This is a genomic window from Methylophaga pinxianii (assembly GCF_020447225.1).
In the GTDB taxonomy this organism is placed as follows: Bacteria; Pseudomonadota; Gammaproteobacteria; order Nitrosococcales; family Methylophagaceae; genus Methylophaga; species Methylophaga pinxianii.
Genome location: NZ_JAJAEO010000135.1, coordinates 1 through 17,232 on the forward strand (window position 1 = coordinate 1; position 17,232 = coordinate 17,232).

At 45.5% G+C, this 17,232-nt stretch carries 18 protein-coding genes; 17 read left to right on the forward strand and 1 reads right to left on the reverse strand.

Annotated elements, in window-relative coordinates:
- Positions 1-533: 533 nt before the first annotated feature.
- The 17 genes from LGT40_RS02220 (at position 534) to LGT40_RS02300 (ending at position 16,750) form a co-directional block, all read left to right on the forward strand.
- Complete coding sequence (locus LGT40_RS02220; protein WP_226070152.1) at positions 534-1,793, forward strand: DUF1173 family protein; 1,260 nt, start codon at positions 534-536, stop codon at positions 1,791-1,793.
- Between the two features lie 400 nt (positions 1,794-2,193).
- A complete protein-coding gene (locus LGT40_RS02225; RefSeq protein WP_226070154.1) occupies positions 2,194-3,201 on the forward strand; it encodes a DUF3150 domain-containing protein in 1,008 nt (335 codons plus the stop codon).
- Between the two features lie 11 nt (positions 3,202-3,212).
- Complete coding sequence (locus LGT40_RS02230) at positions 3,213-5,072, forward strand: vWA domain-containing protein (RefSeq protein ID WP_226070156.1); 1,860 nt, start codon at positions 3,213-3,215, stop codon at positions 5,070-5,072.
- A 93-nt stretch (positions 5,073-5,165) separates the two neighbouring features.
- Positions 5,166-5,627 (forward strand): CFI-box-CTERM domain-containing protein, encoded by a 462-nt coding sequence (locus LGT40_RS02235; RefSeq protein ID WP_226070157.1) that lies wholly within the window; start codon positions 5,166-5,168, stop codon positions 5,625-5,627.
- On the forward strand, positions 5,620-6,174 hold the full coding sequence (locus LGT40_RS02240) for a hypothetical protein (RefSeq protein WP_226070158.1): 555 nt from the start codon (positions 5,620-5,622) through the stop codon (positions 6,172-6,174). Before LGT40_RS02235 ends, LGT40_RS02240 begins: the two co-directional genes overlap by 8 nt.
- An 8-nt stretch (positions 6,175-6,182) precedes the next feature.
- The gene (locus tag LGT40_RS02245; RefSeq protein WP_226070159.1) at positions 6,183-6,806 is read left to right on the forward strand and encodes a hypothetical protein; all 624 of its coding nucleotides are present in this window, start codon (positions 6,183-6,185) and stop codon (positions 6,804-6,806) included.
- Complete coding sequence (locus LGT40_RS02250; protein ID WP_226070160.1) at positions 6,806-8,479, forward strand: type II secretion system protein GspD; 1,674 nt, start codon at positions 6,806-6,808, stop codon at positions 8,477-8,479. Before LGT40_RS02245 ends, LGT40_RS02250 begins: the two co-directional genes overlap by 1 nt.
- Positions 8,476-9,363 (forward strand): hypothetical protein, encoded by an 888-nt coding sequence (locus LGT40_RS02255; protein ID WP_226070161.1) that lies wholly within the window; start codon positions 8,476-8,478, stop codon positions 9,361-9,363. The genes LGT40_RS02250 and LGT40_RS02255 overlap by 4 nt, the downstream gene beginning before the upstream one ends.
- Positions 9,350-9,808, forward strand: a complete 459-nt coding sequence (locus LGT40_RS02260) for a hypothetical protein (RefSeq protein ID WP_226070162.1) — start codon at positions 9,350-9,352, stop codon at positions 9,806-9,808. Before LGT40_RS02255 ends, LGT40_RS02260 begins: the two co-directional genes overlap by 14 nt.
- Positions 9,809-9,817: 9 nt before the next feature.
- A complete protein-coding gene (locus LGT40_RS02265; RefSeq protein WP_226070164.1) occupies positions 9,818-10,339 on the forward strand; it encodes a hypothetical protein in 522 nt (173 codons plus the stop codon).
- Between the two features lie 5 nt (positions 10,340-10,344).
- Positions 10,345-11,979 carry a GspE/PulE family protein gene (locus tag LGT40_RS02270; protein WP_226070166.1) on the forward strand — a complete coding sequence of 545 codons (1,635 nt, stop codon included), beginning with the start codon at positions 10,345-10,347 and terminating at the stop codon, positions 11,977-11,979.
- A gap of 16 nt (positions 11,980-11,995) precedes the next feature.
- Positions 11,996-12,430, forward strand: a complete 435-nt coding sequence (locus LGT40_RS02275; RefSeq protein WP_226070168.1) for a pilus assembly FimT family protein — start codon at positions 11,996-11,998, stop codon at positions 12,428-12,430.
- Complete coding sequence (locus LGT40_RS02280) at positions 12,430-13,584, forward strand: type II secretion system F family protein (protein ID WP_226070171.1); 1,155 nt, start codon at positions 12,430-12,432, stop codon at positions 13,582-13,584. Before LGT40_RS02275 ends, LGT40_RS02280 begins: the two co-directional genes overlap by 1 nt.
- Positions 13,585-14,082: a pilus assembly FimT family protein gene (locus LGT40_RS02285; protein WP_226070173.1), complete on the forward strand. Its 498-nt coding sequence runs from the start codon at positions 13,585-13,587 to the stop codon at positions 14,080-14,082. It begins immediately after the preceding gene.
- Positions 14,069-14,932, forward strand: coding sequence for a pilus assembly FimT family protein (locus tag LGT40_RS02290; protein ID WP_226070174.1), 864 nt, complete (start codon positions 14,069-14,071; stop codon positions 14,930-14,932). Before LGT40_RS02285 ends, LGT40_RS02290 begins: the two co-directional genes overlap by 14 nt.
- A 409-nt stretch (positions 14,933-15,341) precedes the next feature.
- Positions 15,342-16,304: an ATPase, T2SS/T4P/T4SS family gene (locus LGT40_RS02295; protein WP_226070175.1), complete on the forward strand. Its 963-nt coding sequence runs from the start codon at positions 15,342-15,344 to the stop codon at positions 16,302-16,304.
- 8 nt (positions 16,305-16,312) lie between these two features.
- A complete protein-coding gene (locus LGT40_RS02300; protein WP_226070176.1) occupies positions 16,313-16,750 on the forward strand; it encodes a type IV pilus assembly protein FimV in 438 nt (145 codons plus the stop codon).
- A gap of 48 nt (positions 16,751-16,798) precedes the next feature.
- Here LGT40_RS02300 and LGT40_RS02305 read toward each other — a convergent pair.
- Positions 16,799-17,232, reverse strand: a 434-nt coding sequence (locus LGT40_RS02305; protein ID WP_226343147.1) for a hypothetical protein, incomplete at its 5' end; no start/stop codon positions are given.

Here is a 17,232-nt window from a genome sequence, read left to right on the forward strand (position 1 = left end):
CCCCCCCCCCAGCCTAAGAGGAAGTGACCTTATTACTCCACCTTCCATTACTCCAGGGCCTGGAGGTGCTACTAAGTTTATCCGAATTTCATCCGGATGGTCACCTATGAATGGGAGTGTTACTGCAACGTGTCCAGTGAATACAGATCTAGTTGGAGGAGCATGTTCCCGAAGAGATTCCGAAGATGAATCTGGTGGTATTCAGCAAGGTGAAAGTGGAAATGGATGGCGATGCTGGCATAACTTTGAATGGGATTCCAGGGTGAGGGCCACAGCATTCTGCGCGGAACAGTGAAAACAAAGCTAACAATCTATCGGCCGAATCTAGATCGGGTTTGATCATGACACTGCTTACTCATATAAATAGCTAAGAGATGATACGAATGGGGTGCGAGAATTTCAGAAAGGTCTACTGCACACTAATTGGGAATTATTACTTTATAACCGGCTCGGACCAATATCCGGTTATTGATTCAAATCAGTGAGATAGACCTATAGAGTGCATAGTGAATTAATCCAATTGAGGCATTCTTATGAGTCCTATCCGAATTCGTTTTGACCACGAAACAGCATATACCCGTGACTGGCTGACGGATAATGAAGCCGAAGCACAGCGAATACTGGCCACCTACAAGGCCAGAGAGGTAAGCCCAAGATGTGAATGTACTGACAAGATGCCGCCTATGTATATTGCGCATCGAACGCGCTATTACCTTGCTCGCAATCCTGGTACCGGAACACTGCATTCCCCAGAATGCCCATCGTTTGAGATGGAAAAAGAAGATAGCGGCAGGATCACATACGAAAGTGATGTTATCAAACCTAAAAATGATGGCACATTGTCATTAAAGATCCTTGCACCACTGGCACATAAGATTGTCGATAGATCACCTAAAGAAGCCAGAGATATCGACGCAATGGTGCCACCAAGACCGAAATCACCCACGGCTAAACGAGAAGCCATGTCTTTGACAGGCCTGCTTGCTTTGATGTGGGAGGAGGCAGAACTGAACCGTTGGCATCCAGGCTTTAATAATCGGCGTATTTGGGCAGTGGCCAGAACCCGTCTCTTGGATGTCGCACAAAGACTCAATACCAAGCGTATTAACGTTGCAGATGTCTTGTATATACCTGAACATTTTAACGAATCTCAAAAAGACGCCATTGATGCTCGAAGAAAAGAGGCATTTAAACGCATCATGACCAAAACCAGTACCGTCACTAAGTACATGATGGTTGTCGGGGGGATTCGTAAAATATCAGTTCAAGAGAAGTCGGTTGCGATCACACTTCGTCATCAAAGTGAGTCGGTGAAATATTGGGGATCTCAGCACGTACTCAAAAAACTCAACAATGGTCCTGTTATAGAGATACTAAGTGATGTAAACGATCCGCGCCTGGTCTACACATTGATGATCGTGAGTCGTGATATTGATGAGGTTCTGCATATTCAGGATATCGGCTTTTTAGTAACTGATATTCACATGATTCCAACTTATTTTGAGCAAGATAGACTGATGACAGAAAAGCTGGTCATGGAAGGGCATAAATTTATCAAAACAATGCGCTACGACGGCTCCAAAGATTCTGTATTTCCAGACTACTTGCTGGTGGATAATCCCTATAAAATACTGCCTTTGGCCATCTTCAGAACGTTCGCATCTGAGACTGCAATCGAGCAACGCCATCTATCAAAAGAGCGATGGAAAGAGAAATACGGGCGATACTGGATATGGGATATGGAAAAACAAGGTGAGACTGTTCCTGATTTTTCGACTTTTGGGCTATCGTAAATATGTTAGAGATATCTTTAATCGTAGTGATGTTCGTCTTTATATCGATATGTTTTTTTCCTGTCATAGATTATCTAGCTTACGCGATTGATTATTTAATCAATGAGCTTTTCTAATGAGAAACTACTATACCGACACCACTTATTACCTATCTACATCGCATTTTACTTCTAGCTAATAAAAACTAATTTTGTGAACCAATCGCCTTGCATGCATAGCCGCATCGTAATAACATTGACGTAACTAGGTTTCTAACTCTTCATTAATTTGATGAGTAAGAACTGGAACTGGCCCAGCGCAACAACTGCCAGTCTCAACTACCCGGACGGGAAATATTATTTCCCATTCGGGGACTAGTATTTCCAATTCGGGTTTTTCTGTTTTTAAGAGGAGAAACCTAATGGAAGTACTAGATCAAACAGTTTGGATTCATATCAATTACCGTACTTGGCAGGGCAAAAAAACCCTGACACGCGATGAGCTAAACCGATATGCCGATCCAGACAAGACCCCACCTGAAGATCTAATCACCCCCGGTACTAAAGCAATTGCAGATCCTGAGAAGCTGAAGCGTATTAACAGCCTTGGGAAACGTATTCATCGGGAATGTGAAAAGGTCTGTCTCAAAGCGTTTGGTGCTTATGGCACTTCAATCGAAGCTGGTGAATCTTTACTGGTTAGATTGCAGAGTCTGAAAGATGAGCATGAAGCGTTAATCACCGAGTATTTGGATAGCTATGAGCAATCCAATGCTGAATGGATAGCCGAACATCCCGCTTGGGAAGAATGGCTTCGCAATTCCATGATGAGACGCGGTGAAATTGAGAATCGGTTCAAGTTTGAATTTCAAGCTTACAAAATCACAAGTGGCGGCCAAGGGGCACTGATGAACGATGGTCTTCAACAAGAGCAAAATGGCTTGTTGGGACAGTTGTTATCGGAAATCGAAAAAATGGCAAAAGATGCTTGGGTGACCTCCTTTGAAAATCGGGACAAAGCCGGCCAAAAATCTTTATCGCCCATTCGCACTATCCTGAACAAGCTCAAAACACTGAGCTATATCAGCGGTAAGGTGGATGTAATCATCAAACGAGTTAATGACGTTCTTGACTCCATGCCAAAAACCGGTCCGATTGAAGGTGCCGATCTCTCATCAGTTTGTGGGTTATTAAACCTGTTAGGTTCGTACAGAAGAATGACGGACTTTATTAACCAGGTGCCACAACATCAAAACGATGTGTTGGATCAAGTTGAGGAAGATGAAGACGATTTATTAGTGGCTTCAGAGCAGACACAAACTGTCAGCGAAGAAGTTGTTGATGAACAGACCGATGAGCAATCAGAAGTTGAAGTTTCCATCCCCTCTAATCCTAAACCTGTAGCGCAACCAGCTGCATTTTGCTTCTAAAGGAGTATGTTATGAGCCAATCTACTTTGGTTAAATCACTCCCCATTGTCGCAAAGGCACTGGGGCGCAACATGGGTGTTCGTGTGGAAGTGGATGCTGGTCATCCACGGACAGACGGTAATGTTATTTATTTGCCGTCTTTGCCGTTGGAAGATCCCGGTGTGGAAATACTGGGACTTGGCTTTATCATCCACGAAGCAGGACACATACGTTACAGCGACTTCAGTATTGATTACGGCCAGTTATCTCCTATTGTGAGAAAACTGGCTGGAATCATGGAAGACATCCGAATGGAGAAGTGCATTATCCGGGATTATCCGGGCGCACCTAAAAAGCTTGCGAACTTAGTTCAAAAGCTTGTCCATGATGGATTCTTTGAGCCAGTCACTACTGATACTTCACCAGCTGGGGCGTTATGTGGGTATTTGCTTCACAAAGGGCGTGCACGGGTGCTTGGTCAATCCGCTTTAGATGACTATGCACAAACCGCGCAGACTATTCTCGAAGGGTATATGACGCCTCTGGCCATGACACGGATTAACAGTGTTATGGCTCGGGTGTCAGGTGCCAGGACTGAAGGTGAAATCGTTGAACTTGCTCGCGAGGTTGCCCAAATTCTGGAAGAGGAGAGTCAACGCACCGCACCACCACAAAATAGTAATCAAAGCCAGCAGCAACAAGCTGGCAATGATTCACAAGATCAAGACCAGACATCTGATCCGAGCCAGAACCAGCAAACCGGTGATGGCGATGATTCAGACCAAGGTTCAGATCAAGGGGACGATGACGCACAAGGCGATGATGGCGATATGCAATCAGGCCAAGGTGATGTCGATGCAAATGATGATTCATCATCAAATGCGGGTACAGCGTCCAGCGACGACACATTAGATGCAGACAGTGACACCGGTAACGGTCAATCCTCCAGTTCAACGGGGGATATGTCACAAGAAGCGTTTGATGCAGCCGTGCAAGCCATGAAAGACATTCTGGCCACATCAGAAAGTGACTCAAAGGACTTGCCTGGTGATATCAGTGATGCATTTGAACAACTCATTAAAAATGAGATTCAAGAAGCAGCAAATGAGCGTGGAAATCCTGCTGTTAGCATGAATCCAACTCACATTACTGATTTAACATCACCAGGCGATCACCAAAAGGCACTTGATGATGCTCAAGCAGCAACAGCTGCATTACGGTCCAGACTAGTCCAATTGGTTCAATCCCAAACTAAAGTGAAGCGAAAGACTTCACGGAATGGGCGCAGGTTGAATGACCGAAAACTACACCGAATAAAAGCAGGTAACTTATCGGTGTTTAAGTCGGCCAGTCGCAAGAAAGCGGTTAATACGGCAGTACAGGTCTTGCTTGATAGGTCAGGGTCTATGCGTAAAGGCATGACGATGGCTTCGAGATCCACACTGTCACTAACTGCAGCAATGAAAAATGTACCTCACTTGTCAGTCGGTGCAGCAATATTTCCCGGTTCAATGGGAACAGCTGTGACTGTTTTGACAAGACAAGATCAAACAATGAATCAAACTGCTGGGTATTATCCAGAGGTTCAAGTTGAAGGTTGCACTCCGTTGCTACCTGCATTGATCTGGTCAGGGGATAACCTGGTCGCTCAAAAAGAAGAACGAAAAATTCTTTTTGTAGTAACTGATGGCGCTCCTGATGATATGCAAGACTGTATCAAGACGATAAAAGACTTGAGACAGGGTGGCATAGAGGTATACGGCATTGGCATCAACGTTCGAGAAAAGATGATGTCAGCCTTGTTTGGTAATGAGCATGTTTGTATTGAGCATGTGGGAGAACTTGCGGAAGCAACCTTCTCACTGCTCGAAACGACATTACTTGCTGCCTGACACTTGATAGCTTAAAAGCTAGACGTACCAACCATTAAACCCCCGAAAGGGGGTTTTTTTTATAACCGGCTTGGACCAATATCCGGTTATTCATTGAGCCAAACCGTCAAAACTTTTCTAATGCGAACCATGAAGAAAAAGGCCAACGGTTTTATATCAGCTACCAAGATTGCACAGCGCAGTTTCTGTGAGAAGCAACTCGTGCTTGATGAGCAATATGGTCAGCATGAAACAGACATTCAAAGACAGCGACGTGAAAGAGGTGACGAGGAACATCTTCGACATCACCTTGAAGCACAGCGTTACGGATCTAGCCGTGATAGCCGGTGCTTCATTGCTACCGAGCTTTATGGTCCCGTTGCAAAAGAAACAGAGCAGCTGAGGCTGTTCCGTGACAGATATCTTCAAAGAAGTTACTTGGGCCGTATTTTCACCAGTGCCTATTACGAGCTTTCCCCAACGGTTGTGCGTTTGATGCAGCGCTATCCCCTGGTCAGAAAAATCATTAAACCCATTATCAACTGGATCGTTAAAAAGGTGAGCATCAATGGCTGAAGCCTATTATCTCGCTATTGTTTGCTTGCTCATCCTGTCGCTGTATGGGATTGACGCCAGAAGACGTGAAAAGCGCCGTAAGTTCATTCTCAAAGAACGTATGCCTGCAGAGCTTTCTGAAGGACAGCTGATACGTTCAGAACACTACATTCGCACTGAAGTGCCTCGAAAAATGCATGGGACATTGGATCAGCTCTATAGGGTCCTGTCTGGACTGCATGTGCTGGTGGATAGCAAAACACGCGACAAACATCAGGTATTCATGAAGGACATTGTTCAGGTGTCGGTCTACCGAGTCATTTTGATTCGCACAGGAGTACGAATGGCTGACTATGCCTATTTCCGAGTAGTAACTCCTGATGGAATCGAATATCACAAACGAACGCTTCTTGACGAAGCGCAGGTGATCGATGAGTTCGATAGGACTCAGACGCTCATAAACGGTAAAGCAACCCCTTCAAATGCCCAGCACAAAGCGATGTGCATGAGCTGCCCTCAACAAATTAATTGCGACGACTGGCAGTTTTCAGGCCGCCATCAATCATAGGAGAAACCATGAAAGCAAAACTGCTTTTACTGCCAATACTCATTGCCACAGGCGCAAATGCTGATGTGTTAATGCCCACTGAGAATAGTGCTAAATACGCTGATAATCGCGTTCGACTGACAGCTAAGTTGCAAGAGACACCCAAAGCAGCATTGCCCAAACCGGTCAGCAATCAAACGGGCAGCCCACTAGAAGGCGTAAAGCCAAAGACGCTTGAGAACAATTCAGCCAAAACCATAACGATTTCAGCTGATGGAACGGCTGTGCCTGCGAGTGAGGCGGTGGCAACAGGGCTTGAAGCGAATCAACAAAAAACTCCATCGTCAGTCCCTGACCGTAAACCAGTCAAAACAGTAGAAGAATTGCCTTTGCGCGAGCTGAACGAAGAGATTCAAGTTTCATTTCGTGACCGGCCATTGCCTTCAAGCATTCGCACATTAACGCCTCCAGGCTGGGTTTTGGACCTGCAAATCGATAAAAGCATCGAAAGCACGCTTGTCAGCTTTTCGGGCGAAACCAGCTATGCACAGGCGCTGAAGGACATTTTAGAACCGCAAGGGCTGACATACCTGGCATACAGAAACATGAAGCCTAAACCCCTGATTGTTGTGACACACGGAGGCAAGAAATAATGAAGAAGTTAGTTATCGCAAGCATGGTCAGTTTGACAGCCTGTGCAATGCCACCAGAAAAGCATGTCACTACCACTCAAATGGACGAAGTGCCTCACACGCAACAGTTGGCACCACGCACAAGTAATTTTGTCAGCATTACTACATCGCGTAAGCAAATTCTTGATGAAAGAGTGACCATTAACCAGCCACGTGTGGCATTAATGGATGCGCTCACGCACCCTGCAGCATTAACCAATGCGAATGTAATTGCACTTGATGCTGGTGTAAATCTCGCCATGAAAATTGGTGTCAGAGCACAAAACTCTCGGATTACTGATTATATTCGCCAGATAGAAGGCACAACCGACTACAAAATTGATGTCATCCAAAATAGTGATGGCGTTGTGCTTCAAGTGGCATCCACCATGACACAATCTTGGGATATGGCCGCACTGGCTGATATGCCAGAAGCGACTACTCGTTCAGGCTTCTCAGCCACTACACAGCAGAATTCCAGTGGCGGCGGTGCCGGAGCTATGGGTGGAAGCGCATCTGGAAGCGATGCGTCCAGTCAGGGCCAGACACAGAGCGCAAGTGGCACAAACATCGTGACCACTCGTCAAGACGAGACTTGGACAACATTGATTGAGGATGCGAAACGCATTCTTGGTCTTATTGAAGATGGCCAGACCAACTCAACATCGAACTCGAATAATAACCAAAACACCTTAGTGCCCCAGCTTCAGGAGGGAGACGATCCAATCGACTTTCTGAACAATTACAGTAGAGCACTCGATGATGAGATGAACCCGTATTTTGATACGCCCTGGGTCGTGGGGAACAAAAGACTGGGCAAAATCACAGCCTACGGCAAACCAAGCCAAATCAGACGTTTAGACGAGCACTTCTCCAAGCTTGAAACCGACAGCCAGCGTCAGGTTCACCTATCAGGTGCGATTTTGGACATCAAGACTACCCGTGGTGAAGGTTATGGCGTTGACTGGAATGCCATTTACCAAAACGGTGATGGCGATCGCACAGTTACTTATGCTGGAGAGACAACACAAGCCCTGTCTATTGTGGACGGTGGGAACTGGTCTATTGCAGCCTCGATTCCTTTCGGGAACCTGACTTTAAACTCTATTGTGGAATCTCTGCGCGAACAGGGAAGCGTCACATTACAAAGCCAGCCTCGACTCACAGTTACTAACGGGTATACCGCCTACCTTGGCTCTACACAGGAGTTCTCATTCGTTTCTGGCGTGGAGTTCTTACCGTTAACCGCTGGCGGTGATGGCAATGTTGCATCAGATACCGCCATCACTACCACGCTCTCACGCGTGAACGTGGGCATTAAAATCGCAGTTACTCCGAAGATGCTGGATGACGGGAAAATCCTGGTCGATATTGTTCCAATTTTGAGCAGCATCACCGGGTTTACGCCTATCAGTTCTGGCGGCGAAGTCTTTGAAACACCGAACATTGCCTTACAGGAGCTGGCCACTCAGGTCATTACAACAAGTGGCACACCAATTTACCTGGGTGGTCTTATCATTAACCGCGTTCTGCAAAATACGCAACGACTGCCTATTCAAAATGAACTACTTGCTAAGGCTCTTGGTGGAGCGAGATTTGAGCAAGAAAATAGTGAATTACTGATTGTCATTACACCACAGGAAGTTGGCGCATGATATCGGTCAACATTCCTATCACGATTGAGGGTCAATCCTGCATATTGATGCGCGATGTCCTCGGTGGCGCTTCAAATGAAAAATATACCAGTCAGGAGCAGAGTGGATTAAAAGTCTGGTATGAAGAAGATGCTCTACGGGAGACTCGTGAGGCGCACCCCAAGACACCGGTATATGGTTTCTGGCAGGCACTTATTGCTTCGGGGCTGATCGATACCAGTAAGCGTTTGCAATATATCTTTACCACGGAAAGCAAGGACTTTGGTTATTACCTTTACAGTCTTGATAAGCAGCTCCATACAGGCTCGCTTTTCCATAATGAACTGCAGCGACTACCTGGGCCAGCCATTCAAGAGGGACTTACCATTGCTGACGGTGAAGAAATCACTGTCAGCATGGAGGATCTGAAGCTACCAGAAACCCCTTTACTGACGCACAAAGAGCGTATCACAGCTGCTGCATTAGAAAAAAAGAAATCGCAACAGAAAAGCATACTAGCCATTGCCTTAGTCGGTGGACTGGCATTGCTTATTGATACAGGACTATCACACCACCACGATGCCCACATGAAAGCGTTCAGCAACGTTAACTCTCAGTTACACATGGCTGAACAAACACTGATCGCGATTAACCGCCAAAAGCTGGAGCGATGGCCATCACAAATTGATGCACTTTCACGGATTTACCAAGTTAGCAACACGTTCATTGGAAGCAGTGTTTCCGGTGAGATCAGTTTACTGCCAAACAAAGCAGTAGCGATTGAATTAAAAGACACCATAAACCCCACTGCCAAGCTTCAGCTGCTAGCTGACAGAGGAATTGATTCAAAAAGAGTGACGGCCAATACAACATTGATTGAGTGGGTGAATCATGAAGCTCTCTAATTCAAGACTAAAAAGTATTGGTGCAATCGTCATATCGTCGTTGCTTGCTGGGTTTTACGTCACTTCCGGGCATGCCACGCGAGATTACCCTGACATTGAAAATCTCAAATTGCAGATAAGTTTAATTAATTCAGAAATTGAAGCTGTGAGTCTGAAAGAGGATCTGCCTTTACTCTCAGATACATGGTCTTCCATCCGAGTTATTGCCAACTCCCATGATGTAAAAGTCACTCCACTCAAAGATGCCAAAGATGCCGGTATCACAGAGCATGACATCCCCGGAGGCACGCCTTGGTATGGGGTATTACAGGGAAATACTAAAAACGTTGCTATGGCGGCGATAGAAATTCAGAAGGTGGTGCCGATCCTTTATGGTGCAGCCGCTCTGGACAATGCTGTTATTGGCCTGAGCTTTGCGGCATTAGGCTCGGAAAAAGAAAACTAAGAGGTGGATATGCGAAATAAATTACTGAAATTAATACTACCGGCGCTGCTTGCTTCTCCCTCGGTCATGGCACAGGGACAGCCAAACCTGACACCTGAACAGTTAAGACATGAACAAGCATTGACTGAACTCAGAAAGCAGAAAGAAATACTTGAACTAAAGCACTCACAAGCACAGCTGCTGAGAGAGTGTAATGAAATGGGTATTGACTGTCGAAGCCAGACATTGGAAATCAAGCAACAACCGGCTGAGCAGGCTCCAGAGATCGAAAGTTTTAACGTCCCAATGCAAGCACCTGGGCTGGAAGAAAGCATGTTTTCGCTGGAAAGCATCTCAGGTTCACGTAATAGCAATCCAACGCTTGAAGCTATCCAGAATGATAGTGCAAAACTGCACCATGCAGGAAATAGCCAGTGGGCGCTGGTTGGAGACAAAGTGGGTGACTGGGTGGTAACACACATTGATGCTTCAAAGGTACGCATTAAGCACTCTGGAAACTCTCAATCAAAAACTCTGGTTTTAAATTGGTGAGAACTATGACTGGTACAACTGAACTATTTCAACGGATTATTGAAGCCTTGGTAGCCATGGGAGTGACAGATTCGATCAAGTCAGCCCACTGGCCAATTCCTGAATCTGATGAAACCCTTTACCGCACTCTGATTGATGAAGGTGTTTCAACTGTAAATATTGCAGAAGCATTCTCTAAGTTAACAAACAAACCAATCTACAGCGGTGAGGATGGTGACTTTGATCATGAAGGTGACGATTGGGGTATCGCAAATAATACGCTGTACATTGTGAACCCCTATGGCCACACCATGGAGGAAATGCTTGAAGAACGAGCTAAAGGTAAGGTTAATTTTGATAAAACCGGCATCCTGATCGGCTCTTCAACAATTACGCTGACTCAAGCTGCAAGCAAGACTGAGTTGGATAAAAGCATAAACGAGATGATCGAAAGTGCGCTGGAAATGGGAGCCAGTGATATCCATGTTTCCCCGCGAACGCGCAAGCATCTATCCATCCAGTTTCGCTCTGACGGCGTGATTAAACCTTATCAGCATAACGTCACGATGGATGAATATCAGGACTGGTCAAACAAACTACTTGGCCGTGCTGGAAAAATCGGTGGCAAACCTACCAAACCGATGGATCTTAAATTTAATTACCACTGGAAAGACAAAGACATTCAGGTGCGGCTCGCAGCTTCACCTGTAATGAGTGGTGGTGAACCATTTTTCTATTTTGTTATGCGTTTGCTAAACCCTACTGGTCAACAACGACAGCTGAAAGATATCGGCTTTCCTAAAGTTGAATATGAAACGCTCAAAACACTGTGTCGCTCGCCTAAAGGATTGGTGATAGTGACTGGTCCAACGGGTAGCGGTAAGACCACGACGCTGTATGCACTTTTACAGCTCATACAGGAGCTACGTCCAGGTGATTCTATCCAAACACTTGAAGATCCTGTTGAGGTGGAGCTGCCCGGCATTCATCAAACACAAATTAATGTTCAGGCTGGTATGACCTTCGCAGAAGGCCTCAGAACGAAACTTCGTCAAGACCCAGACGTAATTCTGGTTGGTGAGCTTCGTGATTTGGAAACAACAAACCTAGCGATTGAGGCATCAATGACCGGCCACTTAGTCTTGGCCACAATGCATACCAATAGCGCCGTTCAAACCATCAGCCGACTGACAAACATGGGAGTGAACCCATCGACGCTTGCTGACTCATTACTCGCCGTTTCTGCACAGCGAATGGTGCGAAACGTATGCCCTGTTTGCTCTACCGAAGAGGAGTTCGGTGAAAATAAGGGTATCGCAGAGAAATACTCCAGTCTACGTGGCGCTCCCCAGCTGGGAGAACCCATCAAAGTTGCAAATCATTCGGGCTGCTCTAAATGCGATGCTGGCTACACAGGCCGGAGCTTGGTATCAGAACTGATGATTATCGATCCGTGGACACAAAATCAAATACTGGAAGGCACATCGGCAAATGTAATCGAGGAAAAACATCGCAACCACCAGTATTCAACCATGTGGGATAACGGTATCAGCATGGTTCGTCGAGGAAAAACAACTATAAGTGAGTTAGAAGCCCGGCTATCACCACTTGCAAGCTATGGCCAGCATTTCACTTATGGCCGTGAAACTAATCTGCTTTAACTTTGAGGATCGAAAAATGAACATGAAACAAAAAGCACAAAAAGGCTTTACCTTAATTGAATTAATGATTGTCGTGACAGTGTTGGCCATACTCGGAACCATCGGTATGCGGGGTATGAACGCCTGGATAGGTGGCGCTAACGTCGATGTGGCGACCTATTTTGTAGAGCGTGATTTCCTATCAGCCGTAACACAATGCTATCGAATCAATCGGGGTTACTCGAACTGCAATAAAAATGAACTGACACGTTATGGTTTAAGCGACCAAACGCCATGGGATACATCATGGACAGTGAGCGTTGCTTCAAATACATTCAATCTTTCGTTACCGGTTCCGGATAGCGAAGATGGCACCAACCTGGCAACAAGACTCTCCACGTCTGAAGTAGAGCACATCAGCAATGCCTCGTATTCAGGCTCGAATGTCACTGTCCAACTGGTAATGCCGTAATGCAATTCGTAGTCAATCTCAGACAGCTGGACGGGTCAACCCGTCTGGCTTTAATGGAGTCAGAAGACAGGACCTCTCTCTATGAGACACCCGGTCTGATGGATGCCATTGAGCAAGCGTGGGAAATCCCATTTGGATTAAAGATTGGCTCGAACAATCTCAAACCTGCAGAACAGCTGCTCCTGGTTGCTCAAGTAGCAACGTTGGTGGATTCCGGTGCAAACATTGCCAAAGGGTTAATGGAAATAGCGCAGAGCACGCCATTTCTCAAGAAGTATCTACAAGATCCAAGAATAGAGCATGCTTCACGAATATCAGAATTTCTTGAAATCTTTGGTGTGGATTCAAATGTCGTGCTTCTCGTTCGTTCAGGTGAAGAGTCTGGTCGTATGAGTGAAGCAGTCAATATGGCCGTAGAAAATATAGAGCAGGATATTGAGCTTAAAAAAGCAACCAGTGCTGACTTAAAACTCGGTCTGACATATCTGACGGTGGGGATATTCTCAGTTTTATTAATAAGTTTGATTCTGGGAGGCCCAGCACAACAGATCATAGACGCGCCACAGTCCAAAGAAAACGATGCGACACGTATTATCGTAACGTTAAAAGCCATCCAAACAGAACACACATTATTGTTTTTAATGTTTATAGCTGGTATCGCTGCAGCCATTCGATATCTATGGGTGGATGTCATGGCATTTCGTAAGATATGGGGGGTCCGGCATCTTGATGATCTATTGAAAGCAAGAAGATCAGCAAACTTTCTGGCCGCATGGATGCCACTTTTTGCCTCCGGATTAAGCCCAGACAAGTCACTTGATTTGATTGCGAAAAACAATCGAGGCGCAAACCGTAAAGCTGTTGAATCCATCATGGAGAATGTTGAGCAGGGCGCTACCATCCCCCAAAGTCTTCAAGAAGAATATTGGTCACCGAGCTTTATTATTGGCATGAAAGCCTTTGATTCTGCTCATGATGAAGCTCGAAATAAGTTATTGGCTCGCATAAAAGCCATGCTTATCACGGAAATCTTTGTCACTGGTAAGCGTTTTTCATCTCTGGCTTTGCGCATCGGAATGATTGCAGCCGTGTTCACGGTGTTTTTGATTGCTGCAGGGTTCTATGCGCCAATGCTACTGTCTCGTGGTGGCTAAATGAAGGGATTTACACTTGTTGAACTCCTGATCGTCACATTGGTGCTTTCTATATTGGCAACCATTGGTACACCGGTAATCAAAGACGTTATTGAGACAAAAAGGGTTAATGCGACCGTAGAAACCATGAAAGCATTGGCTGCAGCAGCCGATATTGCACGTCAACTACCGGGTGGTGATGGTTTTATTGATGCTCCTACGAGTGTGATTGCGAACCTGCTCAATGCTTACGATGAAAATTCACTGGGTTTGACCAGCACGCCATTATTAACGCATTGGGGTACAAGCTACCTTATCGACACCACTGGTCAATATGCCACCGTCAGCACCTCAATACCATTAAGAGATATCAACCCTTTTGAGACTGTTTCTACGCCTGCAGGGTCAAGCACGATCCTTTTGGTCAGCCATCAACCTCAAGGTGTGAATCGCGCTCTGGCCATCACGTCTAAATACAACAAGAAACATCTCTATCTGGAGTCGAATGATGACGAATAATCTTGTGAAGCAATCTGGCTTTACGATCATTGAATTAATGATTGTCATGATAGTGATGAGCTTGTTTGCTGCCCCATTTGCTTATCAGCATATTATGAAGTTTGAAGAAGACCGTATCGAAATAGCGGTTGCAGAAATAAATGACTTGTTTCAGTCAGCTCAAAACTATGCTGCAGAGCAGGACAGTGAGTGGCCCAGCGAAGCTGACAATTGTGCATCAGCCATTACTACTCTCAATGCCGAAAATTACCTACAAGGGTTTAGTCTGAGAACTCCTTTTGGCACGAACCTTTCGACAAGCTGCACGACAGGCGATGGTAAGCGTTTCATGGTGTCGATTGATGCAGTAAGCGCCGGTAACGCAGAAGTACTCAACAGCTACCTTCCATCAAGTACTGTTAGCGGCAATTTAGTAACTGTTTCTGTACCAATGCCTGCCGCGATACCCGCACTTGATCATTTGCTTCCACGAGATGGTTCTCGCCCTATGACAGGAGATCTGGATATGGGAGGAAATAGATTATTGGAAGTAGAAAATATCGAATTCCCAGATATGGATACCACATCTGCTGAAGCTATATATTTTGCCGGCATCGTCGGTAACAACGAGCTGGTTCAAAAGAACCAATGTCCTGACGGACTCACCCCTACACCTATCGTTGTGCCAGTTGGCTATTCCGATAATGGTACTGCAAACCCTGTAGGAGCAGTTTACGCCTGGGCAGAAAACGTCAATGCTAATCAGTGGAGAGCCAGACTCAGACTCAATGTACAACGAAATGGTAACTGGGTAGCGATGCAACCATCAAGTACGCACGGCCTTTTAGCTGTATACCTAAAATGCTCTTAGAAGGAATAGAAAACTATATGAAACTAACTGTCCGATATCTTTTACTTCTTGGAATACTGCTTCCATTAACTGTATCAGCTGATCTATCAAGTTCAATCATTAATCCCCCTTCAATATCACCTGGAGCCTCTTCCGGAGGTTTTGGTGCTCGTGTCTCTAGGGCAGTTAATACAAACTATGTAGCGGAAGCAGATGGGACGGTAACTGCCAGTAGCTATACATCTGGAGCAGTATTTCAGGGCTTTCGTATAACCGCTAATGGCGTAACAGTTGCCAGAACACGAGGAAATAGCGAGGGACATCAAGGCTGGCACTCCACAAGTGCCAGTATTAAAAAAGGCGAAACATATAGAGTCATAAATGAATCCTCTCAGAATCACATAATTTATTGGATGCCACATAATTGATCATGGAAAAACAAATTAACGATATCAAGCTATATGCAAGCTTTGCCATCCTGAATCACTCAGGAAAACACGAGATAGTGAAAGAAGGAGACAACTGGGAGGAGCTATTTAGTCTCTACAACAAGATCATAGAGGACCATCGTCCTGAGAAGACTACATTAGCTACTGATGTATCTGTGACATGGAATGGCGATAGATGGCGTTGCCATATTTTCCACAGCGACCGGGGATGGGGCTGTGCGATGCGTCGTAACCCTTCTGTGATACCCCATATTCAAAATGATCTGAAGTTTGAACTCGATAAGTTGCTCTCACTGACCAGTGGCTCTGGCTTAATCATCATTGCCGGTCCAACCGGTGCAGGTAAGACCACTACAATGGCCTCGCTCATCAAATATCTATCCGAACGTGGAGAGTTGGGCGATACGGTGACGATTGAGGAGCCAATTGAATACAGCCATAGCGACCCGCTAATTTGTCAGCGAGAAGTTGGCATTAACGTTGGCAGTTTTCATGGAGGTGTTCATGAAGCGATGCGCCAATTCCCACGAAACATTGTAATTGGAGAAATAAGGCATCCAAACACAGCAGAGGCAGCGATCCAGGCGGGCCTGACCGGTCATCGTGTTTTTGCGACTCTCCATGCTGAAAATATTCATGAGGTTGTCACCAGAATGCTTGCTCTGCTTGATGAGCAACATGATGAATTACTGCCACAGGCAATGCAGGGCTTTATCTGCCAGCACCTGGTTCATGGCATCAGTGGGAAAACGCATTGTATTTATGAAACGTTAGAAGCCACGCCCCAGGTTCGCAGTATCCTCGCTCAGGGTGCTTCTGCATTACCACGGCTTAACCACGAAATGTATCAGCAACGCAGAAAATCGCTCTCTGAACACGCAAAGTCACTTGTAATTTCTGGCCAACTTCAGGTTGAAGAAATTGCTCGTTGGTCATCAGATTAGGATAAACAATGAGTATTAGAACTAATTTTATAAGTTTTCTTTTAACTGCAGTTCTGGCAACGCCAGCGATTGCACAAACCTATACCGTCAAAAGTGGCGATAGCTTATGGAAAATAGCTGAAAAAACAAAAGCACAGAATGTGACGGTTCATCAAATGATTGCAGCGATACATGAAAGCAACTCATCTTTACTGGGTGCTGATATTGCAAGCATCAAGCCAGGTATGGAATTAATTATCCCAGACGAAGCGTCTGTATCTAACGCAGACTCCAAGCATGCCACACAATTACTAGCTGGCACTGTTAGTCAATCATCGACATCCACAAGAACTGCACGAATTGATTCCATACAAAAGCAAATTAGCCGGATTGAATCTGAAATCAACGAGACAATCGAATCTCTTTCATCAAGTCAAGAAAGCTTCAAAGCAATGGTTTCGCAGTAGGAGAAAGGACTGAGAAAGAGTTAAACAATCATGCCGGCCTTATGCTTTTCATAAGGTCGGCATTTTCTTTTTATCATGCATGAATGCCGAAATGATTTGAATCGGTGGAATATCAAAACTACCAGCACTTAAACAGATACAGTCCGTTCGGGGAGTTTCACGGCCCTGGAGTGCATCCTGATAAAGATCCAAATAATCTTTGTGATGACCGCCAGTTTTTGCCACTATTCCCTCATCATATCCCTCATTCAGCTCAACACGAGCCATTTCAAACGCTTCCATCAACGTCAGCAGCTCATTATCCACCAGCAATAAATCACTGTATGAATTGATTGATTCGAGTTCTGCAAGATAGGGTTCAAGCGACTTTACGGCCAATTCGACATCATTTTGCAATCTTGGCCTAGCGGGGGCATTTGAACGGAAACTTACGGTTTCGCCCTCGCGTATCCACCTCAAACCGTATGTTTCCGCGCCCCCCC

Coding starts and splice junctions, on each gene's coding strand:
- LGT40_RS02220 (WP_226070152.1), top strand. CDS start 534: ATGAGTCCTATCCGAATTCGTTTTGACCACGAAACAGCATATACCCGT.
- LGT40_RS02225 (WP_226070154.1), top strand. CDS start 2,194: ATGGAAGTACTAGATCAAACAGTTTGGATTCATATCAATTACCGTACT.
- LGT40_RS02230 (WP_226070156.1), top strand. CDS start 3,213: ATGAGCCAATCTACTTTGGTTAAATCACTCCCCATTGTCGCAAAGGCA.
- LGT40_RS02240 (WP_226070158.1), top strand. CDS start 5,620: ATGGCTGAAGCCTATTATCTCGCTATTGTTTGCTTGCTCATCCTGTCG.
- LGT40_RS02245 (WP_226070159.1), top strand. CDS start 6,183: ATGAAAGCAAAACTGCTTTTACTGCCAATACTCATTGCCACAGGCGCA.
- LGT40_RS02250 (WP_226070160.1), top strand. CDS start 6,806: ATGAAGAAGTTAGTTATCGCAAGCATGGTCAGTTTGACAGCCTGTGCA.
- LGT40_RS02255 (WP_226070161.1), top strand. CDS start 8,476: ATGATATCGGTCAACATTCCTATCACGATTGAGGGTCAATCCTGCATA.
- LGT40_RS02260 (WP_226070162.1), top strand. CDS start 9,350: ATGAAGCTCTCTAATTCAAGACTAAAAAGTATTGGTGCAATCGTCATA.
- LGT40_RS02265 (WP_226070164.1), top strand. CDS start 9,818: ATGCGAAATAAATTACTGAAATTAATACTACCGGCGCTGCTTGCTTCT.
- LGT40_RS02270 (WP_226070166.1), top strand. CDS start 10,345: ATGACTGGTACAACTGAACTATTTCAACGGATTATTGAAGCCTTGGTA.
- LGT40_RS02275 (WP_226070168.1), top strand. CDS start 11,996: ATGAACATGAAACAAAAAGCACAAAAAGGCTTTACCTTAATTGAATTA.
- LGT40_RS02280 (WP_226070171.1), top strand. CDS start 12,430: ATGCAATTCGTAGTCAATCTCAGACAGCTGGACGGGTCAACCCGTCTG.
- LGT40_RS02285 (WP_226070173.1), top strand. CDS start 13,585: ATGAAGGGATTTACACTTGTTGAACTCCTGATCGTCACATTGGTGCTT.
- LGT40_RS02290 (WP_226070174.1), top strand. CDS start 14,069: ATGATGACGAATAATCTTGTGAAGCAATCTGGCTTTACGATCATTGAA.
- LGT40_RS02295 (WP_226070175.1), top strand. CDS start 15,342: ATGGAAAAACAAATTAACGATATCAAGCTATATGCAAGCTTTGCCATC.
- LGT40_RS02300 (WP_226070176.1), top strand. CDS start 16,313: ATGAGTATTAGAACTAATTTTATAAGTTTTCTTTTAACTGCAGTTCTG.